Origin of the sequence: Methylobacterium aerolatum (genome assembly GCF_022179085.1) — a bacterium.
In the GTDB taxonomy this organism is placed as follows: domain Bacteria; phylum Pseudomonadota; class Alphaproteobacteria; order Rhizobiales; family Beijerinckiaceae; genus Methylobacterium; species Methylobacterium aerolatum.
Genome location: NZ_BPQE01000001.1, coordinates 20682 through 45933 on the forward strand (window position 1 = coordinate 20682; position 25252 = coordinate 45933).

Genomic DNA, 25252 nt, shown 5'->3' on the forward strand with positions numbered 1-25252 from the left:
TGAGCAAGGAAGGATGGCGGCCTGATGCGGCATGCCCACAGCATGGATTTCGGGGCCGAGATCGTCGGCGGCGGGGTGCGGTTCGCCCTCTGGGCGCCGACCGCGCAGAGCGTGACCCTGGTGGTCGACGGCACCGACCATCCCTTGCCCGAATCCGGCGGCGGCTGGCGGCGCACCGCCCTGCCGGGCATCAAGCCCGGCGCCCGCTACGGCTTCCGCATCGACGGCGACCTCGTGGTGCCCGATCCCGCCTCCCGCTTCCAGCCGGACGACGTCTCGGGCCTGTCCGAGGTGATCGACGGCCATGCCTTCGCGTGGTCCGACGAGGGCTGGCAGGGCCGCCCCTTCGAGGAGGCGGTGATCTACGAGTGCCACGTCGGCACCGCGACGCCGGAGGGCACCTATGCCGGCCTCGAACAACGCTTGCCCGACCTGAAGGCGCTCGGCGTCACCGCCATCGAATTGCTGCCGCTCGCCGACTTCAAGGGCAGCCGGAACTGGGGCTACGACGGCGTCCTGCCCTTCGCGCCCGACGGCGCCTACGGGCGGCCCGACGACCTCAAGCGCCTCATCGACACGGCCCACGGCCTCGGCCTGATGGTCTATCTCGATGCGGTCTACAACCACTTCGGCCCGGCGGGGAATTACCTCCACGCCTACGCCAAGACCTTCTTCACCGAGCGCCACCAGACGCCCTGGGGCGCCGGCATCAACTTCGACGGCAAGGACAGCGGCGCGACCGTGCGCCAGTACTTCATCCAGAACGCCCTCTATTGGCTGGAGGAATACCGGTTCGACGGCCTGCGCTTCGACGCCGTGCATGCCATCCTGGACGATTCGGGCAAGCACTTCCTGGCCGAACTCGCGGAGACCGTCCGCAAGTCGTTTCCCGGGCGAAGCATCCACTTGATGCTGGAGAACGAGAAGAACGAGGCCCGCTGGCTGGGGCGTGACGCGGGCGGGCGCCCGCGGTTGCACGACGCCCAGTGGGCGGACGACCTCCACCATTGCTGGCACGTCCTGCTCACGGGCGAGGATGCCGGCTATTATGAAAGCTTTGCCGACAAACCGGTGGAGCGCCTCGCGCGCTGCCTTTCGGAGGGCTTCGCCTACCAGGGCGAGCCCTTCCCGACTCTCGACAACCACCCCCGCGGCGAGCCCTCCAGCCACCTGCCGCCATCCGCGTTCGTCACCTTCCTCCAGAATCACGATCAGGTCGGCAACCGGGCGCTCGGCGAACGGCTGAGCCACCTCGCGGACCCGGCCAAGCTGGCGCTGGCGCGGGCGGGTTTCCTGCTGGCCCCGCAGATCCCGATGCTGTGGATGGGGGAGGAATGGTCGGCCTCGACGCCGTTCCTGTTCTTCGTGGATTTCGCCCCCGATGAGGACCTGAATAAGGCCGTCCGGGACGGCCGCCGCAAGGAGTTCAAGAGCTTCGCCGCCTTCGCCGACGACACCTCCAAGATCCCCGACCCCACCGAGGAGGAGACCTTCCTCGCCTCGAAGCTCGACTGGTCGGAGCGGGAGCGCTCGCCCCACAGGGAGGTGCTCGCCGACACGACCCACCTCCTGGCACTCCGCCGGGACGTGGTGGTGCCGCTGGCGAAATCCGGTATCGCGGGGGCGAGCGCCCACCTGCCGCGGCCGGACGTGGTCGATTGCACCTGGACCTTCGACGCGGGCACCCTGCGCTTCGTCGCGAATGTCGGCTCGGAGCCCTTCGCGGTGGAGGCGGGCGGCGCGCGCCTCGTGTGGACGAATGCCCCCGACGGTACGGGAACAAGCCTGCCCCCCTGGACCGGCGTGGTCCTGACGGAGTCCCGTTCGTGAATCGCATCAGGGAAGAGCTCGCCGACCTCGTCGGCGTCGCCGCCGGCTACACGGACGCCTTCGGCCAACCGGTCGAGACGCCGCTGGAGGCCCGCGTCGGGCTGCTCGCCGCCCTCGGCTTTCCCGTGGCGGACGAGGCGGAACTCGCCGAGAGCCTGGAGACCGTCCGGCGGCTGCGCGAGAACCTCGTGCCGTCGCTGCTGCCGGTGGAGGCCCGCCGGGCCACCCGCGTGCCGCTGCGCGTGCCGGGCGGGGCGAAGACCCTGGTCTGGCGCCTCGTGGACGAGCGCGGCGCCGCCCGCGAGGGACGGGCGCCGATCACCGCCTCGGATCCCGCCTTCGAATTGCCGCCGCTGACGCCGGGCTACCACCGGCTCACCGTCGCCGTGGGCGAGGCCCGCGCGGAGTCCTTCGTCATCGCCGCGCCCCAGCGCTGCTGGCGTCCGAAGGCCTATGCGGAGGAGGGCGCCTCCGATTGGGGCTTGGCCGCCCAGCTCTACGGCCTGCGCTCGGCGGGCAACATCGGCATCGGCACCTATGCGGATGCGGGGGAGGCGGCCCGCGAGGCGGCCCTGCGCGGCGCGGCCTTCCTGGGCTTGAGCCCCGTCCACGCCCTGTTCGGCTCCGACCGGACCAAGATCTCCCCCTACTCGCCCTCCTCGCGGCTCTTCCTCGAAACCCTGTTCATCGCGCCCCGCGACCTGCCGGGCTTGGCGGGCTCGAAGGCGGAAACGCTCATGGAGCGATCCGCGCCGTCCATCGCGAGCTTGCGCGAGGCGGCACTGGTGGACCATGCCGGCGTGGCCGCCGTGCTCGATCCGATCCTGCGGGCGCTCTGGGCGGAATCGCCGGCCCGCGCCGGCACCGACGACGCCTTCGTCCGCTTCCGGGAGGAGGGCGGCGAGGACCTTCAGTCCCACGCCGTCTTCGAGGCCCTGTCCGCCCATTTCAAGGGGCGGGGCGCCCACTGGCTCGGGGACTGGCCGGAGGACTTCCGTCGCGCGGGCACGGATTCCGTGCGTGCCTTCGCCGCCGACCACGCCGAGGAGGTGAGCTTCTTCGCGTGGCTGCAATACCTCGCGGACCGCCAGCTCGCCGCCGCGTCTCAGGCCGCGCAGGAGGCCGGAATGCGGCTCGGCCTCTACCGCGACCTCGCGGTGGGCGCCGACCGGGGCGGATCGGAGATCTGGTCCCATCCCGAGCGATTCGCCGACCGGGTCTCCATCGGCGCGCCGCCGGACCTTCTGGCGCCGAAGGGCCAGAACTGGGGCCTGCCCGCCTTCGACCCGCTGGAGATGGAGCGCGACGGGCTCGCGGCCTTCCGCGCCCTGGTGCGGGCCAACATGCGCCATGCGGGCGCGATCCGCATCGACCACGCCTTCCAGCTCGCCCGCCTGTTCCTGATCCCGCTCGGCGAGGGAGCCCATGCCGGCGCCTACGTCGCCATGCCGTTCGAGCCGATGCTGGCGGTGCTGCGGCTGGAGAGCCACCGCAACAAGTGCCTCGTCATCGCGGAAGACCTCGGCACCGCGCCCGAGGGCTTCTCCGACGCGCTGATGAAGGCGGGCGTGCTGAGCTACCGCATCCTCGCCTTCGAGCGCGAGGGCGACGGCCGGTTCAAGGCGCCCGACGCCTACCCCCGCGACGCGCTGACCGCCATCACCACCCACGACCTGCCGACCTTCGTCGGCTGGTGGCGGAGCGTCGATTCCGACACCCGCCAGTCGCTGGGGCTGTACGATCAGGAACGGGCCGAGGCCGAGCGCGGCGAGCGTGTGGTGGAGCGCCGCCGCCTCGCGGAGGCGCTCGCCGCGCAGCAGCTCCTGCCCGATGCCGAGCCCCCCGAGGCGGCGCCCTTCGAGGCCGCCGCCCGCTACCTCGCCCGCGCGCCCTCCGTGCTGACGGCCGTGCAGTACGAGGATGTCGTCTCCGAACTCGCCCAGGCCAACGTGCCGGGCTCGACGGAGGGCTACCCGAACTGGCGGCGCAAGCTCGACCGCGACCTGTCCGAGATCGCCGCCCCCGGCGGGCCGCTCGCCAAGCTCGCCGCCGCCCTCTCGGCGGAGGGCCGTGGCGCCCGCTCGGCCTCGCGGCTCGCTGACGCCCCGCCCCGGGCGACCTACCGGCTGCAGTTCCACAAGGACTTCACCTTCGCGGACGCGGAGCGGATCGTCCCGTATCTCGCCAAGCTCGGCATCAGCCACGTCTACGCCTCGCCGATCCAGAAGGCCCGGCCCGGCTCGACCCACGGCTACGACATCGTGGACCACGGGCAGCTCAACCCGGAACTCGGCGGCGAGGAGGCGTTCATCCGCCTCGCCGACACGTTGCACGGCCACGGGCTGAAGCTTCTCCTCGACATTGTGCCCAACCACATGGGCGTCGGCGGCGCCGACAACCCGTGGTGGCTTTCGGTGCTGGAATGGGGCGCCCTCTCGCCCTTCGCCCACGCCTTCGACATCGACTGGCAGCGCCTCGGCGCGGGCCGGAACCTCGTGATCCCCTTCCTCGGCGAGCGCTACGGCGAGGCGCTGGAGAACGGCCTCCTCACACTCAAGTTCGACCCGGAGGCGGGCGCCTTCAGCGTCTGGCACTACGAGCACCAGTTCCCGGTGCGGCCCTTCACCTACCCGACGATCCTGAGCCGGGTCCTCGCCGCCCTGGGCGCCGTCGACGACGACACCACGGCGGAGCTGCTCGCCATCTCGGAGCGGCTGCGGGCGATGTCGCTCGACACCGACGAGACCCGGCGCCGGGACTTCCCCGAGGAGGCCGAGGACCTGAAGCGGCGGCTGTCCGCCCTCTACGCCGTGTCCCCCCCGATCCAGCAGGCGACGGAGCGGACGCTCGCCCTGCTCAACGGGTTCAAGGGGCGGCCGGACAGCTTCGGCACCCTGCACCGGCTGCTGGAATCCCAGGCCTACCGCCTCGCCCACTGGCGGGTCGCCTCCAGCGACATCAACTACCGCCGCTTCTTCGACGTGAACTCGCTCGCGGGCCTGCGGGTGGAGAAGTCCGACATCTTCCACCGCTCGCACGAGGTGGTGTTCCGCCACGTCCGCGAGGGCCGGATCGACGGGTTGCGCATCGACCACATCGACGGCCTCGCGGACCCGGCGGGCTATGCCCGCGCGCTCCAGGCGGCGGTCGGCCCCGGCTTCTACGTGGTCGTCGAGAAGATCCTCGAGCCCGGCGAGCGCCTGCGGCCCTGGCCGGTGGCCGGCACCACCGGCTACGACGTGCTCAACCAGCTCGACGGGGTGCTGGTCGACAAGGGCAAGCAGACCAAGGTCCGCCGCCTCTACGAGTGGGCGTCCGGGATGGACGAGCGCTACGGCGCTCAGCTGCGCGCCGCCAAGGCGGAGATCCTGGAGATCAGCTTCGCCAGCGAACTCGAAGTGCTGACGAGCGACCTCAAGGAGGTGGCCGACGCCGACCGGCGCACCCGCGACTTCACCGTCAACGCGCTCCGCCGGGCCCTGATCGAGGTCATCGCCCGCTTTCCCACCTACCGCAGCTACCTGCCCGCCGACCTGGAGGAGGGCGAGGTGGAGCCGGAGGACGTGCGGCTCATCGAGGGCGCCGTGGCCAAGGCCAAGCGCTGGTCGAGCCTGCCCGACCGCTCGGTCCACGACTTCGCGCGCGACGTGCTGCTGGGCCGGGTCGAGACCTCCGGCCCCGGGCGGCCGGACCCGCGGGTGGTGCTGCGCTTCCGCCGCCGGTTCCAGCAATTGACCGGCCCGGTCATGGCCAAAAGCCTGGAGGATACGCTGTTCTACCGCTACGCGGCGCTGCTCGGCCTCAACGAGGTCGGCGGCGATCCGGGCGAGTACGGCATCGACGTGGAGCACTTCCACGATCTCCAGGCCGCCCGCGCCCGCGACTGGCCGAACGCCATGATCGCCACCGCGACCCACGACACCAAGCGCGGCGAGGATGCCCGCTCGCGGCTCCTGGCCCTCTCCGAGATGCCCGAAAGCTGGGCTGGGGCCTGGGACCTCTGGCAGAAGACGGCCGGGCCGCACCTCTCGCGGATCGACGGCGAGCCCGCCCCCGACGCCAACGACCAGTGGATGGTCTTTCAAGCCATCCTGGGAGCATGGCCGCTGGAACTGCTCGACGGGGAGGAGGAGAGCGCGGTCACCGCCTTCCGCGAACGGCTCTGCGCCTATGCCGAGAAGGCGATGCGCGAGGGCAAGCGCCGGTCGAGCTGGGTCAACGTGGACGAGACCTACGAGGGCACCGTCCGCAAGCTGTTCGAGGCGATCATTGCGCCGGGCTCGGACTTCCTGCGGGAGTTGCGCCCCTTCGCGCAGCGCCTCGCCCATCTCGGAATGCTCTCCGGCCTCGGCCGCACGGTGCTGAAATCCACCCTGCCGGGCCTGCCCGACACCTACCAGGGCACGGAAGTGTGGGACTTCTCCTTCGTCGATCCCGACAACCGCCGCCCCGTGGACTACCCCGCCCTGACGCGGATGCTGGACGGGGAAGGGGAGGTTGCCCCCCTCCTCGCCTCCTGGCCCGACGGCCGGGTGAAGCAGGCGACGCTCCATCGGATGCTCGGCTTGCGCGCCGCGCGACCCGACTTCTTCGCCCGCGCCGGCTACGAGGCCGTCACGGCGACGGGCACGCATGCGGACCACATCCTCGCCTACCGCCGCACGGACCTCGACCCGGCGGGGGAGGGCGACCTGATCGTCGCCGTACCGCGCCTGTTCGCAGGGCTGATCGGAGAGGGGACATGGTCCGGCGACGCCTTCGCCGGCACGGTCCTCGCCCTCGGGGCAGGCACGCGCTGGCGGGACGTCGTGACGGGCCGGGAGTTCGACGGGGCGGGGGCCGAGGCGAGCGCCCTGTTCCGCGACCTGCCCTATGCGGTGTTGCGGCGGGCGGGGTGAGCATCCCCTCGCGCCGCTTGCGGGGAGAGGGCTTTGCCGACCTCGTCGTCGGCAAACCGAGGCGGCAGCCGGGGGTGAGGGGGCTTCACGTTGGAGCCATGTCCGGCGTACCCCCTCACCATCGCCCTTCGGGCTTGCCTCGCCCCCGGCAAGAGGGGGCTCCGGCCCTCTCCCCGCAGGCTGGGAGAGGGGGCGACGGCGGTGAAGCCCGACGGTTGACCCGAGACTGTCACGGGTCGTGACTTAGGACATGACGCGAAGGCCGGCACGTCAGCCGTGTTGACGCGTTAGCGACCCAGCAGGAGAGACGAACCGCATGAACGCACCGACCAAGGCCGCAGCGCCCGCACAGGCGACGGGGACCCCTGGCGCGCTGCCGGCCTCCCTCGCGCCCCGGGCGGAGGGGCCGCGGATCTACAACCTGTTTCCCCTGCTCGTCGGGCGGGTGTCGGACTGGACCGCGGAACTACCGCGCATCGCCGACCTCGGCTTCGATTGGATCTACCTCAATCCGTTCCACCAGACCGGCGGCTCGCGGAGCCTCTACGCGGTGGCCGACATGGACCGGCTGGACGAGCGCCTGCGCGACGGGGACGGCACGCCCGACGACGAGCAGATCCGCCGCTTCTGCGCCGCCGCCCGTGCGGCGGGGATCGCGGTGATGACCGACCTCGTCATCAACCACACCGCCGACAACGCCCGGCTCGTGCAGGACCGCCCCGACCTGTTCCTGCGCGAGCCCGACGGTTCGATCATGCACCCGGCCGCCGTCGATCCCGACGACCCGTCGATCCGCACCGTCTGGGGCGACCTCGCCGAGCTCGACTACCACAGCCAAGCCGCCCGGCAGGCGCTGACGGAGATCTTCACCGCCTACGTCGCCCGGATGCAGGATCTCGGCGTCGGCGGCTTCCGGTGCGATGCCGCCTACAAGGTACCGCCGGAGGTGTGGCGCGTGCTCATCGCCGCCGCCAAGGAGAAGGATCCGACCTGCCTCTTCGCCGCCGAGACCCTGGGCTGCACCTTCGAGGAGGCGCGGGCGACGGCCGGCGCCGGCTTCGACTACCTGTTCAACTCCTTCGCGTGGTGGGACCTCAAGGCCCCCTGGGCGCTGGAGCAGTACGAGCGCCTGCGGGTGCTCGCCCCCTCCATCGCCTTCCCCGAGAACCACGACATGCCGCGCCTCGCCGCCTCGGTCGGCGGCGGCCGGGAGGCCGTGGCCGCGCGGCTGCGCACCCGCTACGCGCTGGCGGCCTTCTTCTCGGCGGGCGTGCTGATGCCGGTCGGCTACGAGTGGGGCTACCGCCGGGCGCTCCATGTGGTCGAGACCCATCCGGGCGACCGGGAGCACGACACCGGCATCGACATCTCCGACTTCGTCCGGGCGATCAACGCGCTCCGGGCGGAGTTGCCCGCCGCCAACGTCGAGGGGGCGCAGGCGCGGCTGTCCTCGCCCGATGCCGGCTACGTGGCTCTGGCCCGTTACGATACCGGCCACCACGCCTCGGCGGGGAACGCGGTGATCGTGCTCCACAATCCGACCGAGGCTCCCGTGCCGGTGGAGGCCGGGCCGCTCATCGCCCGCACCGGCGGGATGCTCGGCCCCTTCGTGGACCGCACGCCCTCGGCCGAGCCCATCGCCTTCCACGCGGGCAGCCGCGTGACGCTGGCGCCGGGCGAGCTGCGCATCCTCGCCGCCGCCAAGGCCACCGTCGCCCGCCTGCCCTCGCGGGGCACGCCGGACGGCCAGGGCCGGGTCGTCATCGAGGCGGTGAGCCCGGAACTCGACGGCGGACGCTCGGCGGTCAAGCGCGTGGTCGGCGAGGAGGTCCGCGTCGAGGCCGACATCTTCTCCGACGGCCACGAGATCATCGCCGCCGCGATCCACTCGCGCCTCGTCGGGGCGAGCGAGTGGCGCGAGGACCCGATGGCCTTCGTGGACAACGACCGCTGGGCGGGCACCTTCCCGCTGGAGCGCAACGCCCGCTACGAGTTCACGATCGTCGCGTGGCGCGACCCCTTCGCCTCGTGGATGCGCGACACGATCAAGAAGCGCGACGCCGGGGTCGACGTGCGGCTGGAGACCATCGAGGGCGTCGCCCTGGTGGGCACCGCCGCGTCGCTCGCCACCGGCCGCGACAAGGATCGCTTGGCGGCCCTCGTCGCGGCGCTCGGCGCCGAGCAGGGTGGCTCCGCCGCCCAGTTGGATAAAATCCTGGAACCGGCCTCCGTCGCCCTGGTGCGCCCCCATGCCGAGCGGGTGAACTTGTCCCGCTATCCGGTGACGATCCCCGTCATCGCCGACCGCCTCGCGGCCCGGTTCTCGGCTTGGTACGAGATCTTCCCGCGCTCGCAATCGATGGACGTGAACCGCCACGGCACCTTCGACGACGTGATCGCCCGGCTCCCCGAGATCCGCGAACTCGGCTTCGACGTGCTCTACTTCACGCCGATCCACCCGGTCGGGCGCACCAACCGCAAGGGCAAGAACAACACCCTGAAGGCCCTGCCCGGCGATGTCGGCTCGGTCTACGCCGTGGGCTCGGAGGAGGGCGGGCACGAGGCCGTCCACCCGGACCTCGGCACGCTGCAGGATTTCGAGCGGCTGGTGGCGGCGAGCCACGCCTACGGCATGGAGATCGCGCTCGATTTCGCGATCCAGTGCTCGCCCGACCACCCCTGGATCAAGAACCACCCGGAATGGTTCGAGTGGCGCCCGGACGGAACGCTGAAATTCGCCGAGAACCCGCCCAAGAAGTACGAGGACATCTCGAACGTCCACTTCTACGGCGGCGCCCTGCCGTCCCTCTGGATCGAGTTGCGCGACATCCTCCTCGGCTGGTGCCAGCGGGGCGTGCGAATCTTCCGGGTCGACAACCCGCACACCAAGCCGATTCCCTTCTGGGAATGGGTGATCGCCGAGGTGAACGGCGCCTTCCCCGACGCGATCTTCCTCGCGGAGGCGTTCACCCGGCCGAAGATGATGAAGAAGCTCGCCAAGGCCGGCTACCAGCAGAGCTACACCTACTTCACGTGGCGCAACACCAAGGCCGAGCTGATCGAGTACGGCACCGAGCTCGCCGGCGAGATGGGCGACTACTACCGCCCGAATTTCTTTGCGAATACGCCCGACATCAACCCGTATTATCTGCAGACCAGTGGGCGTGCGGGATTCGTGGTGCGGGCGACGCTGGCCGCGACGCTCTCCTCCGTCTACGGCATCTACAACGGCTTCGAGCTGTGCGAGGCCGCGCCGTATCCGGGCAAGGAGGAGTATCTCAACTCCGAAAAATACGAGCTGAAGGCCTGGGATTACGACCGGCCCGGCAACATCCGCGAGCACATCGTCAAGCTCAATCGGATCCGCCGGGACAATCCGGCCCTGTGGGACTTCCGGAACGTCACCTTCACGGCGGCCCATAACGACCAGATCGTCGCCTACGCGAAGATGACTCCCGACGGCGACAACTGCGTCTTCGTGATGGTGAACCTCGATCCCAAGAACCGCCAGGAATGCAGCTACGAGGTGCCCCTCTGGCTCTTCGGCCTGCCCGACGACGGCGCGGTGGAGGTAGAGGACCTGCTCCAGGGCTACACCTTCTCGCTCCGGGGCAAGGGCCACCGCATCGCGCTGGATCCGGCGGAGCGATCCTGCGTGATCTGGCGTCTCACCCCACCACGACGGGTTGCGGGCTGAGGCCGCCCGTGGCACCTGCGGCGGTCTCGACGACCGCCCGGCCGCCGGCCGCCCCTGCGGCCGGTCCCTTCGATCTCACCGATGAGGCAGCGACGCGATGATCGATCGCAGCGATCCGCAATGGTACCGGGACGCCATCATCTACCAGATCCACGTGAAGTCGTTCTTCGACTCCAACGGTGACGGGATCGGCGATTTCGAGGGGCTGACCCAGCGGCTCGATTACGTGCGCGACCTCGGGGTCACGGCGATCTGGCTGATGCCGTTCTACCCCTCGCCCCTGCGCGACGACGGCTACGACATCGCCGACTACGAGGGCATCAACCCCTCCTACGGGACGATGGAGCAGTTCCGCGCCTTCGTGGACGCCGCCCACGAGCGCGGCCTGCGCGTCATCACCGAGCTCGTCATCAACCACACCTCGGACCAGCATCCCTGGTTCCAGGCCGCCCGCGAGGCGCCCCCCGGCTCGCCCGAGCGCGAGTTCTACGTCTGGTCGGACACCGACGAGCCGTACAAGGACACGCGCATCATCTTCCTCGACACCGAGGCCTCGAACTGGACCTGGGACCCGGTCGCCAAGCAGTATTTCTGGCACCGCTTCTACAGCCACCAGCCGGACCTGAACTTCGACAACCCGAAGGTGCTCGAAGCGGTCATCGCGACCATGCGCTACTGGCTCGACATGGGCGTCGACGGCCTGCGGCTCGACGCCATCCCCTACCTGATCGAGCGCGACGGCACGAACTGCGAGAACCTCAAGGAGACGCACGACGTCATCAAGGCGATCCGCGCGGCGCTGGACGAGAGCTACCCCGACCGGATGCTGCTGGCGGAGGCCAACCAGTGGCCGGAGGAGACCGCGCAATACTTCGGCGACGGCGACGAATGCCACATGGCGTTCCACTTCCCGCTGATGCCGCGGATGTACATGGCGATCGCCCGGGAGGACCGGCACCCGATCACCGACATCATGCGCCAGACTCCGGAGATCCCGGAGGGCTGCCAATGGGCCATCTTCCTGCGCAACCACGACGAGCTGACGCTCGAGATGGTCACGGCGGAAGAGCGTGACTACCTCTGGTCCTTCTACGCCGCCGAGCGCCGGGCGCGCATCAACCTCGGCATCCGCCGCCGCCTCGCGCCGCTTCTGGAGAACGACCGGCGCAAGATCGAGCTGATGAAGTCCCTCGTCCTGTCGATGCCCGGCACGCCGGTGCTCTACTATGGCGACGAGATCGGCATGGGCGACAACATCTACCTCGGCGACCGCGACGGCGTGCGCACGCCGATGCAGTGGACCCCCGACCGCAACGGCGGCTTCTCCCGCGCCAACCCGCAGCGGCTGTACCTGCCCGCGATCCAGGACCCGATCTACGGCTTCGACGCGATCAACGTCGAGGCGCAGACCCAGTCGCAGACCAGCCTGCTCAACTGGACCCGGCGGATGATCGCCATCCGCAACAACAGCGTGGCGCTGGGGCGGGGCACGATCCAGTTCCTGTATCCGAGCAACCGCAAGGTCCTGGCCTGGATCCGCGAGCACGAGGGCGAGCGCATCCTGTGCGTGGCCAACCTCTCCCGCGCGCCGCAGGCCGTGCAGCTCGACCTGTCGGAGTTCCGCACCGCCGTGCCGATCGAGTTGACCGGCGGCACCGAGTTCCCGGCGATCGGCGACCTGCCCTATCTGCTGACCCTGCCGGCCTACGGCTTCTACTGGTTCTCCCTCTCGGCCGCCCAATCGGGGGCGATCGGCCCGCAGCGGGAGCCGCCGGAGCTGTTCACCCTCGTCCTGACCGGCGGGATCGAGACCCTGATGGCGGGCCGCGAGCGGGTCGCCTTCGAGCGCACCGTGGTGCCGCCCTTCCTGATGAGCCGCCGCTGGTTCGGATCCAAGGGCTCGCGCATCAAGGGCGTGAAGGTGATCGACTGCGCCGCCCTCAAGGCCGACAGCACGGCCGAGCCGCGCTTCCTCCTGCCCCGCCTCGCCGTGACGCTGGCGAACGGCGAGACGCACGAGTACTTCGTGCCCGTCGGCGTCGACGAGGGCCGGGAGGACGCGGAGCTGATGGAGTTCGCCGTGGCGCGGGTGCGCCGCGGGCCCCGCACCGGCCTGCTCTACGGCGCCTCCGGCTCCAACGACTTCACCGCCTGCCTCATCGAGGACATGCGCCAGAACCGGGAGATCCCCACCGAGGGCGGCAAGCTCGTCTTCGCCACGACCTCCGCCTTCGATCCGGGCGTCACCGTCGACGTGGCCGACATCCGGCGCCTCAAGGCGGAGCAGAGCAACACCTCCGTCGCGGTGGGCTCGAAGATGATGCTCAAGATCCTGCGCCGCCTCCAGCCGGGGACGCACCCGGAGATCGAGGTCGGGCGCTTCCTCACGGAGAAGGCGGGCTTCCCCCACACCCCGGCCCTGCTCGGCACCCTGGAGCACGTGGCCGAGGACGGCACCCGCACCGCGCTGGCCGTGCTGCAGAAGTTCGTCCTCAACCAGGGCGACGCGTGGACCCTGATGCTGGAGGGCCTGCGCCGGGACTTCGAGACCGTGGTGCTGGCCCCCGAGAGCGAGGCGGCGGGCCCCGAGGAGGCGTTCCACGACCACAAGCGCTGGGCCGACCTGCTGGGCCAGCGCACGGCGCAGATGCACGTCGCCTTCGCCACGGAGACGGACGACCCGGCCTTCGCGGCGGAGCCCTTCGAGGAGGGCGACCTCGCCACGCTGGCCAAGGATGCGCGCCACCAGGCCGAGCGGGCCTTCCGGGGCCTGAAGGGCCTCGCCGAGCGCGGCCTCGACGGCGGCAAGGTCGCCTGCGCCGAGTTGATGGGCCGCCGGGCCGAGGTCGAGGCGCTGATCGAGCGCCTGGCCGACGGCACGCCGCGCGGGGCGCACCGGATCCGCATCCACGGCGACTATCACCTCGGGCAGGTGCTGGTAGCGGAGAGCGACCTCGTCATCGTCGATTTCGAGGGCGAGCCCTCGCGGCCGGCGGACGAGCGGCGGGCCAAGTCGATGCCCCTGCGCGACGTCGCCGGGATGATGCGCTCCTTCGCCTACGGCGCCGAGACCGTGATCCGCGAGATCGCGAGCCGCTTCGCCGATTCCGAGGAGCGGGCGCGCGCCGCCGCGGGCGCATGGCGGACCATGATCGATGCGGCCTTCCTCGAAGGCTACCGCGCCGCCGTCGAGGGCAGCCGCGCTGCCGTGACCGATGCCGAGACCGGGGAGCGCCTGCTGCGGCTCTGCCTGCTGACCAAGGCGCTCTACGAGATCGACTACGAGGCGAACAACCGGCCGGACTGGATCGAAATTCCCGCCAAGGGGGTTCTCTCCATTCTGGACCAGGACGGAAGGCCAGAGGCATGACGATGACCGACGACACCTACGCCCCACGCTCCGGGGACGGACTGTCCGGCTCGCCCGCCGAGCCCCGCTCCTCGGGCTCCGCCTCCCCCTCGACCGTCCACCCGGATGCGCTCGCCGCGATCATGGCGGCCAACCACGGCGACCCGTTCTCCGTGCTGGGCCCGCACAAGGTCGGCCCGAACCAGTGGGAGATCCGCGCCGTTCTGCCGGAGGCCCGCGCCGCGAGCCTCGTGCTGGGCGAGCGCCGCGTGCCCTTCGAGAAGCGCCACGCCGACGGGTTCTTCGTGGCCCGCGTCGAGGGCGAGGGGCGGCCCCTCTACGAGATAGAGGTCGAGACCTGGGCCGGCGCCACGAGCCGCCGCTTCGACCCCTACGGCTTCGGCTCCTCCATCGAACAGTACGACGTCGCGAGCCTGCGCGAGGTCGGCACCAACCTCGTCTACCGCATCCTCGGCGCCCAGGCGGGCCGCCTCGACGGGATCGACGGGTTCCGCTTCGCTGTCTGGGCGCCGAACGCCAGGAAGGTGAGCGTCGTCGGCGACTTCAACGAGTGGGACGGACGCCGCCACCCGATGCGCCTCTGGCAGGACGGCGGAGTCTGGGAACTCTTCGTCCCCGGGCTGGAGCCGGGCGGGCGCTACAAGTTCGAGATCCGCGGGCCGGACGGCTCCCTGGTGCCGCTGAAGGCCGATCCGGTGGCCTTCGCCGCCGAGCATCCGCCGGCCACCGGCTCGATCCTGCACGGGCTCGGCGCCTTCGCCTGGCGCGACGACGGCTGGATGGGCAGCCGCGGCGCCAAGGACCCGCGCCACGCCGCCATCTCGGTCTACGAGGTCCACCTCGGCTCGTGGATGCGGGTGCCCGAGGAGGGCAACCGCTACCTCACCTACAAGGAACTCGGCGAGCGCCTCATCCCCTACGTGAAGGAGATGGGCTTCACCCATATCGAGATGCTGCCGATCACGGAATTTCCGTTCGACGGCTCCTGGGGCTACCAGCCGGTCTCGCTCTTCGCGCCCACGAGCCGCTTCGGCACGCCGGACGAGTTCGCCGCCTTCGTCGATGCCGCCCACGAGGCGGGGATCGGCGTGCTCCTCGATTGGGTGCCCGGCCACTTCCCCCTCGACGCCCACGGCCTCGGCCAGTTCGACGGCACGCACCTCTACGAGCATGCCGACCCGCGCCAGGGCTTCCACCAGGATTGGGGCACCTACATCTACAATTTCGGGCGCACGGAGGTGACGAGCTTCCTCGTCGCCAACGCCCGGTTCTGGCTGGAGCACTACCACCTCGACGGCCTGCGCGTGGATGCCGTCGCCTCCATGCTCTACCTCGACTATTCGCGCCGGGCGGGCGAGTGGATCCCGAACCGCTACGGCGGCAACGAGAACCTCGAGGCCATCGACTTCCTGCGCAAGACCAACGAGGCGACCTACAGCCACGCGCCGGGCACGATCACGGTGGCCGAGGAATCAACCTCCTGGCCCGGCGTCTCGCACCCGACCTACACGGGCGGCCTCGGCTTCGGCTTCAAGTGGAACATGGGCTGGATGCACGACACCCTGCATTACATGCAGGAGGATCCGATCCACCGCCGCTACCACCACCACAACTTGACCTTCGGGCTGCTCTACGCCTTCTCCGAGAACTTCATCCTGCCCCTGTCCCACGACGAGGTGGTGCACGGGAAGGGCTCGCTGCTTGGCCGGATGCCGGGCGACCGCTGGCAGAAGTTCGCGAACCTGCGCGCCTATTTCGGCTTCATGTGGGGGCACCCCGGCAAGAAGCTGCTCTTCATGGGCGGCGAGTTCGGGCAGGAGCGGGAGTGGAACCACGATGCCAGCCTCGACTGGCACCTGCTGGACGATCCCCTGCACAAGGGCGTCAAGGACGTGGTGCGCGACCTCAACCACCTCTACCTCTCGTCCCCGGCCCTCCACAGCCGCGACGTGGAGGCCACGGGCTTCCAGTGGCTGGTGGCGGACGACCAGGACAACAGCGTCATCGCCTGGGCGCGCAAGGGCGCGGGCGGCGAGATCGCCATCGTCGTCTCGAACTTCACGCCGATCCCCCGTGAGGGCTACCGCGTCGGTGTGCCGGCGGGGGGCTTCTACCGCGAGGCGTTCAACTCGGATGCCGGCCAGTATGGCGGCTCGAACATGGGCAACAACGGCGGCCGCGAGGCCGAGGCGCACGAGAGCCACGGCCAGCCGCACTCCCTCAACCTGACGCTGCCGCCGCTGGCGACGGTGATCTTCCTGCGGGAGGGGTGAGGGGGCCGTCACTCCTCCCCCTTGCGGGGAGGAGCCGGAGGTGGGGGTGGTTCAGGCGGCACCGTGGCGGCCTATCCGGCACCACCCCTGCCCCTCCCCACAAGGGGGGGAGGGGAACAAAGCGCCCTACGCCGCGCTCCAGCGCAGGGCGACGTTGTTGCCGATGGCCCGGGCGTAGAGGTCGGCGTAGCCGTCGGCCGCGCGGTCCCAGCCGAAGCGGGCGGCCATGGCCTTGCGGCGCATGGCGTTGAGCCGCTTCTTCGAGCCGAACACGTCGAGGGCCCGGCGCACCGCCCCGGTGAGGCCGGTGGGCGAGGGGTCGGAGAAGGTGAAGCCCGTGGCGCCGTCCTCGACCGTGTCGGCGAGGCCGCCGGTCTGGCGGACGATCGGCAGGGAGCCGAACCGCTGGGCGTACATCTGCGCGAGGCCGCAGGGCTCGAAGCGCGAGGGCATCAGCAGGAAGTCGCTGCCTGCGAAGATCCGCCGAGCCTGCCCCTCCTCGAACCCGACCTGCACGCCGACCTGATCGGGGTGGCGTTTGGCGAGCCCACGCAGGGCGTTCTCGAACCGGCCCTCGCCCTGGCCGATCACCACGAGCTGGCCGCCCTCGGCGACGATGGTGTGGGCCGCCTCCAGGCTGAGGTCGATGCCCTTCTGGTGGACGAGGCGCGAGACGATGGCGAAGAGCGGCCCGCGGGAGACGGCGATGCCGAAGGCCCTGCGCACCGCCTCGGCGTTGGCGCGCTTGCCCTTCCAGTCGTCCGCCTCGAAGGTGAGGGCCAGGTGGGGATCGGTGCGCGGATCCCAGGATTCGTCGATGCCGTTGAGGATGCCTGCGAGACGCCCCTGTCCGGCGCGGACGCGCAGGAGACCGTCGAGGCCGCAGCCCATCTCCTCCGTCTGGATCTCGCGGGCGTAGGTCTCGCTCACCGTGGTGACGTGCGAGGCATAGTAGAGGCCCGCCTTCAGGAAGGACAGCTGCCCATAGAATTCGCAGCCCTCGACCTGGAACGCGGCCTCCGGCACGCCGATCCGGTGCATCCCCTCCCGGGGAAACAGGCCCTGGTAGGCGAGGTTGTGCACCGTCAGCACGCTCGGGAGCCGCGAGCCGCGCCACGCGAGGTAGGCCGGCGCCAGGGCCGCCTGCCAGTCGTGCAGGTGCAGGAGGTCGGCCGCCCAGGCCGGGTCGGCGCCGAGGGCGAGGTCGGCCGCCGCGAGGCTGAGGCGGGCGAAGCGGATGTCGTTGTCGGCGAAATCCCCGCCCGCGTCGCCGTAGGGCGTGCCGCCGCGCTCGTAGAGCTCCGGCGCCAGGATCACGTAGACGCGCAGGCCGTCCGCCGTCTCCGCGAGGCCGAGGTCGCAGGCGGGCAGGCCCGCATGGCCTTCGAGCCGCGCCACGACCGGGATGTCCGGGAAGGCGCTGCGCACCTGCGGGTAGCCGGGGATCAGGACGCGGACGTCGTAGTGGGCACGCAGAGCCCGGGGCAGGGCCGCAGAGACCTCACCGAGACCGCCGGTCTTCACGAAGTCGGCCATCTCAGGGGTGGCGTAGAGGATCCGTCGGCGGAGGGGCGAGCCCACCTGCAAGGATTGATAGGCACCCGTTCCCGATCTCCGCGATGCGGATCCGAACCGGTGCATGGGACGCATTGAGGGGCTTCCAGGCTGGGAGAATTGCCCCAGACGCGCAAAGACCGGGTCCTGCGAACACGCCGCGATCTCAATCACGCCTAACGCTCCCTTTTGCGCGCCGGTTCCGCTGCGACGCACAAACGAGGCCACTTTTTCCGTTAAGCTCCGGTTAGCGGCAGCTGCAATGCAAAATATAAATCGCAGCGCACCCGTTCAGCCTTGACGTGCAAGCCCGCGGGACCAGAGGCGGGTCTACCCATTCGGATGCAAGGCCGCCCCGCGCGGGATGGCCTTGATCGGTCCGCTTCTGTGCCTAAAATCCTATTTTCATCGGATCCCGACGGCCCGGAATTGGCCATCTCGCAGGATTTGCCTCGACTTCGCCCGCAACTTTCCACAGACTCGGCGCTTTCGGGCCGTGGAAAGAAAAGCCGTTCACCTCGCGGCAAGACGGGAAGACGGACACTCGAAAAAATTCATGGGGGAACGACTGTGCTCACCGACGTTCTGATACGCGCCGCCGCGTCGGCTTCTTCGTCCGGGACGGGACGCGAGGTTGCAGGTGCGAAGACGGATCCGGCTGCGATGGGGGCGTCCGCGCCGAAACCGGCGCGCCCGGCCGGCGGCGACGCGGTGGTCGACCTGCGCGAGGCGATCCGCGACAAGCTGATCCTGACCCTCGGCCAATCCCTCGAGACGGCGCGTCCGCGCGACTGGTTCGTGGCCACCGCGTTGGCCCTGCGCGACCGGATCGTCGAGGCGGATCGCCCGCAGGCGGGGCAGCCCCCCCACAAGCGGGTCTACTACCTGTCCCTGGAATTCCTCATCGGCCGTCTGATGTCGGACGCGCTGAACAACCTCGGCCTCACCGAGACCGTGCGCGCCGCCCTCGGTGAACTCGGCGTCGATCTCGACGCGGTGCAGGACGCCGAGCCCGATGCGGCGCTGGGCAACGGCGGCCTCGGCCGCCTCGCCGCCTGCTTCATGGAGAGCATGGCGAGCCTGAAGATCCCGGCGGTCGGCTACGGCATCCGCTACGATCACGGCCTGTTCCGGCAGTCCTTCAAGGACGGCTGGCAGCAGGAGGCCCCGGAGACGTGGCTCGCGGAGGGCAACCCCTGGGAGTTCGCCCGGCCCGAGGCGACCTACCGGATCGGCTTCGGCGGCGGGGTGACCATGTCCGCCTCCGGCGACGGCATCGCCCGGCGCTGGGAGCCCGTGGAGACGGTGCTGGCCGTCGCCCACGACGTGCCGGTGGTCGGCTGGCGCGGGTGCCAGGTGAACCGCCTGCGCCTCTGGAAGGCCGAGGGCCCGGCCCCGATCGACCTCGCCCGCTTCAACGGCGGCGACCATGTGGGCGCGCTGGCCGAGCGGATGCGCGCCGAGGCGATCTCCCGCGTCCTCTACCCGAGCGACGCCTCCGCCGCGGGCCAGGAGCTGCGCCTGCGCCAGGAGTACTTCTTCACCTCCGCCTCGCTGCAGGACCTCGTGGCCCGGCACAAGGCGGAGCGCGGCGACCTGCGCTCGCTGCCCGACCACGCCGCGATCCAGCTCAACGACACCCATCCGGCCATCGCCGTGCCGGAGCTGATGCGCCTCCTCACGGACGAGGAGGGCCTCGGGTGGGAGGATGCGTGGCACATCACCACCCATACCCTGCACTACACCAACCACACGCTCCTGCCCGAGGCGCTTGAGACCTGGCCGGTGGAACTGATGGAGCGGCTGCTGCCGCGCCACATGCAGATCATCTACCTGATCAACTGGATGCACCTGGAGGAGCAGGCCAAGGGCGGGCACGGCGACGCCGCCCACCTCGCCTCGGTCTCCCTGATCGACGAGAGCCACGGGCGCCGGGTGCGCATGGGGCACCTCGCCTTCCACGGGGCGCGGCGGGTGAACGGCGTCTCGGCGCTGCACACCGACCTGATGCGCACGACGGTCTTCTCGGACCTCCACGCCCTGGACAGCGACAAGATCGTCAACAAGACGAACGGCATCACCTTCCGGCGCTGGCTCCACACCGCCAACCCCGGCCTCACCCGGCTGGCCGTCGAGGTGGTGGGCGAGGGCGTGCTCGACAAACCCGAGCTGCTGCGCGGCCTCGATGCGCTGGCCACCGATGCGGGCTTCGTGGCCCGCTACCGGGCGGTCCGGCGCGAGCGCAAGCAGGCGCTCGCCGCCCTCGTGGCGGACCGCACCGGGATCGACATCGATCCCGACGCGCTCTTCGATGTGCAGGTGAAGCGCATCCACGAGTACAAGCGCCAGTTGCTCAACCTCCTCGAGACGGTGGCCCTGTACCAAGCGATCAAGGCCGAGCCGCACCGCGATTGGACCCCGCGGGTCAAGATCTTCGGCGGCAAGGCCGCGCCGAGCTACGTTCAGGCCAAGCTGATCATCAAGCTCGCCGCAGACGTCGCCCGCGCCGTCAACGACGATCCCGAGGTCGCGGGCCGCCTGAAGGTGGTGTTCCTGCCGAACTACTCCGTGAGCCTCGCCGAGGCGATCATCCCGGCTGCCGACCTCTCGGAGCAGATCTCGACGGCGGGTCTGGAGGCGTCGGGCACCGGCAACATGAAGTTCGCCCTCAACGGCGCGCTCACGGTGGGCACGCTCGACGGCGCCAACATCGAGATCAAGGATCACGTCGGCGCGGAGAACATCTTCATCTTCGGCCTGGACGCGGAGGGCGTCACCGCCCGCAAGGCGATGCCGGGCTATGCCCGCGCGGCGATCGAGGCGTCCCCGCGCCTCGCGGCGGCCCTCGACATGATCGCCTCCGGCCGGTTCTCGCCGGAGGAGCCGGGCCGGTTCCGCCCGCTTACCGACGACCTGCGCGGGCGCGACCCCTACCTGCTCACCGCCGATTTCGACGATTACTGGCGGACCCAGCGGGCCATCGACGCAGCGTGGCGCGACCCCGCCTCGTGGTGGGCGAAGGCGATCCACAACACCGCCCGGATGGCGTGGTTCTCCTCCGACCGCTCCATGCGGGAATACGCGGACGAGATCTGGCGCGTGCGCTTGGATCAGTAAGGGATCCCCGAGGGCGAGCCCTTGGGTGGAGCGCCGGGGCAACGCCCCGGCATCGCAGAGCGCCGCCCCACACCCGCGAAAGGGCTCGGGCCCTTTCGAAACCGGGAACGAATCGGTGGTACGAAGCAGGTCATGCGCACTGTATCCCGGCTCGCCTTCTGGGGGATCCTGGCCGTCCTGGCCTTCGTGACCCTGTCTCCCATCGGCCTGAGGCCGGAGGTCGGACCCGCGAATCTGGAGCGATGCGCCGCCTATACCCTGTTCGGGGTCACGGCGGCGCTCGCCTTCCCGCGGCACCGGCTGGCGATCCTGCTGATGGTGGTGGCCGTGGCGGGCCTGCTGGAGGCCGGCCAGATGCTCTCGGCGAGCCGCCACGGGCGGATCAGCGACTTCCTGGTCAAGGCCGGCAGCGGCACGCTGGGCTGGCTCGTGGCTAGCGCCTACCTTTCGCTCGCCGTCAGACCGAAGGCGGGATGACGCGCTTCTTTTTTGCCGGCGGGACACGGCACGTCACCTGAGAGCCTGACCGGACAGAGCCTAGGTCTCTCCGTCCTTGCGAGCGACGCGAAGCAATCCAGGGTCGGCGCCTCGTTCTGAAGCGTTCCGTCGCCCTGGATTGCTTCGCTTTCACTCGCAAAGACGACATGCGTGGCCTACAGGCTGAGTCGGCCCCCGACGTTCCACCATGCTCGACGACGCGACGATCGCCCCCATCCCGCTGCGCTTCCGCCGCCACCTCGTGCGCGCCCTGAAGATCCTGTTCGAGGAATTCGAGGAGGCGCAGAAAGGCAAGCTCGCGGACAAGGCCGAGCGCGGGCGTATCCTCAAGGTGATCCTGTACGGATCCTTCGCCCGGGGGACGTGGCGCGAGGACCATGGCTCCGGGTTCGTCTCGGACTTCGACCTGCTGGTGATCGTGAACTCCGAGCGCTTCGCCCGGGAGTACGAAGCGTGGGAGTGGGCCAACGAGCGGTTTGTGCAGGAAGCCCTGCTCCGGGACACGCCCCGGCCCACGCCGAGTTTCGTCGTCCACAGCTACGCGGATGTGAACGACCAGCTCTCACGGGGCCGCCCGTTCTTCGCCGATATCGCGCGCGAGGGCCTCGTCCTCTACGAGGTGCCGGGCTTTCCGCTGAGCGAGATCGGACCGTTCTCGGACGAGGTGCGGCGAGAAGAGGAGTGGTTGCACTACGACGAGTGGTATCCGGACGGAGCATACCGGATCAAAGCAACGCGTAATGCGATGGACGCTGAAAGACTGAAAGCCGCGGCTTTCGATCTCCATCAGGCGACAGAGTATTTATATCACTGTTTTCTGCTCGTGCAGACTTTGTACAGCCCCAAACTCCATTCGCTCCGTGAGCTCCGAAAAAAAGCCGAGAACATCGACTACCGCCTCGTGGAGGCTTGGCCGCGTACCACGCGCCTCGCCCGCCGCCGCTTCCAACTGCTCCACGACGCCTACGTGAAGGCGCGGTACTCCTACAAATACGAGATCACCGCCGAGGAGCTGTCCTGGCTGATCGAGCGGGTCGAGGTGCTGAGCCGCCTCGTCGCCGACATCTGCGCGGAACGCCTCGGTGAGCGGCCGGAAGGCCGCCGGTCCGTCAACGGCGAGCCCTGAAGCCCCTCAATCCTCGTCGCTGATGTACATCCCCTCGGCGATGCCGTCCTCCAGCATCATCCGGGCGCGGGCGCGCAGCTTCTCGGTCTCGCTCTTGAGCTGGCCGCAGGCGGCGAGGATGTCCCGGCCGCGGGGCGTGCGCACCGGCGAGGCGTAGCCGGCGTTGAACACGATCTCCGAGAACCGCTCGATCCGCTCCCAGTCGGAGCACTCGTAGCGGCTGCCGGGCCAAGGGTTGAAGGGGATCAGGTTGATCTTGGCCGGGATGCCTTTGAGGAGGCGCACCAGCTCCCGGGCGTCGGCATCCGAATCGTTCACGCCCTTCAGCATGACGTACTCGAAGGTGATCCGCCTCGCGTTGTTGAGGCCCGGATAGGCGCGGCAGGCGGCGAGCAGGTCGCGGATCGGGTACTTGCGATTGAGCGGCACCAGCTCGTCGCGCAGGTCGTCGCGCACCGCGTGAAGCGAGATGGCGAGCATGGCGTTCGCCTCGGCGCCCAGGCGGGGGATCTGCGGCACGACGCCCGACGTGGAGACCGTGATGCGCCGCCGGGACAGGCCGAGGCCCTCCTGGTCCGACATGACACCCACCGCATCGACCACGGCATCGAGATTGTAGAGGGGCTCGCCCATGCCCATGAACACGATGTTGGTGACGAGCCGCCCGACCTCGCCGCCGTTGGCGTCGCGGCTCGGCATCTGGCCGGTCCAGTCGCCGAGTTCGTCGCGGGCGACGACGAGCTGCTGCACGATCTCGGCGGCCGAGAGGTTGCGCACGAGGCGCTGGGTGCCGGTGTGGCAGAACGAGCAGGTCAGCGTGCAACCCACTTGGCTCGACACGCAGAGCGTGCCGCGATCCGGGCCGGGGATGTAGACGCACTCGATCTCGGCGCCCCGGTTGTGCTCCTGGGCATTGGTCGGCGCCATGCGGATCAGCCACTTGCGGGTCCCGTCGCGGGAGACCTGGCGGTTCACCACCTCCGGCCGCTCCAGGGTGAAGTGCTTGGCGAGTTCCGCCTTCAGGCCCTTGCCGACATTGGTCATCTCGGCGAAATCCTGCGCCCCGCGCAGGTTGACCCAGTGCCAGATCTGGCCGGAACGCATCCGGCTCTCACGCTCGGGCACGCCGGCCTCGATGAGGCGCGCCTTCAATTCCTCGCGGGTCAGGCCGACGAGGGAGAGGCGCTGGCCTGGCAGGGCGCCGGGCACGAAGTCAGGGGTTTTCTCGATTCCCGACACAGGGGCCGCGCGGGCGCTGTCGAGCGACGCCGTCGCCATGGTGAAGTCCATCCGTTCGCGTGAAGAGGTTTCATATAGGCGATTCCCCCGCCGGATGCGACCGTCACCCGCCGACCCGCTCGCGCAGGCGCGCGGCCAAGCGTTCGGCCAAGCGTTCGGCCACAAGCGCTTGCAGGCTCCAGAGGTGCCGGTCGCGGATGCCGAGCGCCTCGCAGGCCTCCACCGTGCGGTAGAGGTATTCCGCGCTCGGCCCCGTATGGCCGCAGGCGGCGGCGATCTTGTCGGCGATCTCGGCGTCGGGCAGGCGGCCGGCGTAGCGGTCGTTCGCCCGGTTGGCCAGGAAGGTGAGGGCGGAGACGGTGCCCTCCTCGGTCCGCACCGGCAGCCAGCGGGCCACGTAGCCGCGCCCGCGCATCTCCCGGCGCCAGACCGGCATCAGCGCCTCGCGGATCTGCGCATCCGGCAGGCGGAAGGCGACGCCCCGGCACAATCCACCCCGGTCGAGCGCCAGCACGAAGCCCGGCGCCTCCGGCGTGCCCCGGAACCGCCGCTGCAACAAGCAGAACCGGCGGTGGAAACCGCGCACCGTGCCGAGCCTCCGCTCGGCCACCGGAAATTCCGGCCGCCACATCAGCGAGCCGTAGGCGAAGACCCACACGGCCGCGCCCTCGCGGCCGGAGACGATCTCCTCGAGGCCGGGGCGCAACTCCTCGTCGGTCATCACCGTGAGCGCGGTGGGGTCGTCGGCCACCGGCTGGGCGTGGGCGGCGCGGATCAGGTCGAGGGTCAGGTCGAGGGGGCGGGGGGCCATGTCACAACCCTCACACAAACCACGGGGATCGCCTATATCCGTCCCATGCAATGGACGGACGAGGCCCTGGTGCTGGGCTTGCGCCGGCACGGGGAGACCTCCGTCATCCTCGAAGCCATGACCGCCGAGCACGGGCGCCATCTCGGCATCGTGCATGGCGGGCGCTCGCGCCGGATGCAGCCGGTGCTCCAGCCGGGCAACCGGGTGCGGCTGGCGTGGCGGGCGCGGCTCGACGAAGGGCTGGGCGCCTTCGCGGTGGAGCCCCTGAGTTCCGAGGTCTCCCGGATGATCGGCTCCGGCCTCGCCCTCTACGGGCTCGGGAGCCTCGCCTGCCTCCTGCGCCTCCTGCCCGAGCGCGATCCCCATCCGGCGCTTTACGAGGCCGCCCGCATCCTCGTGGAGCACCTCGACGACCCCGACATCGCGCCGCCGCTGATGGTGCGGTTCGAGCTCGCCGTGCTCACCGAACTCGGCTTCGGCCTCGACCTCTCGGCCTGCGCCGCCACGGGCGGGAACGACCGCCTCGCCTACGTCTCCCCCCGCACCGGCCGGGCGGTGAGCGCGGCGGCGGGCGAGCCCTACAAGGACCGGCTGCTGGCCCTGCCGGGCTTCCTGCGCGAGGGCGGCGTGCCGGGGCCGGACGGCGTTGCGCAAGGGTTTACCTTGACGGGATACTTCCTCGACCGGCACGTCTGGGGCCCGCGCGGCCTCACACCCCCGGAGGAGCGGGCGCGATTCGTTGCGCTCGGCATCGCGGCGGGGTAATGTTCGCGGTATGTTCTAGCGGCTTCACCGTCATTGCGAGCGGAGCGAAGCAATCCAGGGATCCGCCTCGGTCG

General features: G+C 70.2%; 12 protein-coding genes. 9 read left to right on the forward strand and 3 right to left on the reverse strand.

Translation table 11 applies throughout. The features are described from left to right. Positions 1-24 precede the first annotated feature (24 nt). The 5 genes from treZ (at position 25) to glgB (ending at position 16068) form a co-directional block, all read left to right on the forward strand. The gene (gene treZ / locus MFF06_RS00100; protein WP_238200939.1) at positions 25-1830 is read left to right on the forward strand and encodes a malto-oligosyltrehalose trehalohydrolase; all 1806 of its coding nucleotides are present in this window, start codon (positions 25-27) and stop codon (positions 1828-1830) included. Next, positions 1827-6728: a malto-oligosyltrehalose synthase gene (locus MFF06_RS00105; protein ID WP_238200940.1), complete on the forward strand. Its 4902-nt coding sequence runs from the start codon at positions 1827-1829 to the stop codon at positions 6726-6728. The genes treZ and MFF06_RS00105 overlap by 4 nt, the downstream gene beginning before the upstream one ends. Positions 6729-7044: 316 nt before the next feature. After that, complete coding sequence (locus MFF06_RS00110) at positions 7045-10425, forward strand: maltotransferase domain-containing protein (protein WP_238200941.1); 3381 nt, start codon at positions 7045-7047, stop codon at positions 10423-10425. 97 nt (positions 10426-10522) lie between these two features. Then, positions 10523-13795, forward strand: a complete 3273-nt coding sequence (gene treS, locus MFF06_RS00115) for a maltose alpha-D-glucosyltransferase (RefSeq protein WP_238200942.1) — start codon at positions 10523-10525, stop codon at positions 13793-13795. Then, positions 13792-16068, forward strand: coding sequence for a 1,4-alpha-glucan branching protein GlgB (gene glgB, locus MFF06_RS00120; RefSeq protein WP_238200943.1), 2277 nt, complete (start codon positions 13792-13794; stop codon positions 16066-16068). The genes treS and glgB overlap by 4 nt, the downstream gene beginning before the upstream one ends. A 126-nt stretch (positions 16069-16194) precedes the next feature. Here the strand turns inward: glgB and glgA are convergent, their stop codons facing one another. Then, the gene (gene glgA, locus MFF06_RS00125; RefSeq protein WP_370876727.1) at positions 16195-17718 is read right to left on the reverse strand and encodes a glycogen synthase GlgA; all 1524 of its coding nucleotides are present in this window, start codon (positions 17716-17718) and stop codon (positions 16195-16197) included. A 567-nt stretch (positions 17719-18285) separates the two neighbouring features. Between glgA and MFF06_RS00130 the strand changes: the two genes are divergently transcribed. The 3 genes from MFF06_RS00130 to MFF06_RS00140 all read left to right on the forward strand — a co-directional run bounded on the left by MFF06_RS00130 (position 18286) and on the right by MFF06_RS00140 (position 22363). Next, positions 18286-20739, forward strand: coding sequence for a glycogen/starch/alpha-glucan phosphorylase (locus MFF06_RS00130; RefSeq protein WP_238200944.1), 2454 nt, complete (start codon positions 18286-18288; stop codon positions 20737-20739). Positions 20740-20871: 132 nt separating this feature from the next. Continuing rightward, positions 20872-21216 (forward strand): hypothetical protein, encoded by a 345-nt coding sequence (locus MFF06_RS00135; protein WP_238200945.1) that lies wholly within the window; start codon positions 20872-20874, stop codon positions 21214-21216. 208 nt (positions 21217-21424) lie between these two features. Then, entirely contained in the window at positions 21425-22363 is a 939-nt protein-coding gene (locus MFF06_RS00140) for a HEPN domain-containing protein (RefSeq protein WP_238200946.1), read from the forward strand. A gap of 6 nt (positions 22364-22369) precedes the next feature. Here MFF06_RS00140 and rlmN read toward each other — a convergent pair whose 3' ends face one another. Both rlmN and MFF06_RS00150 read right to left on the reverse strand, forming a co-directional pair. Next, entirely contained in the window at positions 22370-23641 is a 1272-nt protein-coding gene (rlmN, locus tag MFF06_RS00145) for a dual-specificity RNA methyltransferase RlmN (protein ID WP_238200947.1), read from the reverse strand. 64 nt (positions 23642-23705) lie between these two features. After that, entirely contained in the window at positions 23706-24413 is a 708-nt protein-coding gene (locus tag MFF06_RS00150) for a gamma-glutamylcyclotransferase (protein WP_238200948.1), read from the reverse strand. A gap of 45 nt (positions 24414-24458) precedes the next feature. Here MFF06_RS00150 and recO point away from each other — a divergent pair, with 45 nt between their 5' ends. Beyond that, positions 24459-25178, forward strand: a complete 720-nt coding sequence (gene recO / locus MFF06_RS00155; protein ID WP_238200949.1) for a DNA repair protein RecO — start codon at positions 24459-24461, stop codon at positions 25176-25178. Positions 25179-25252 lie beyond the last annotated feature (74 nt).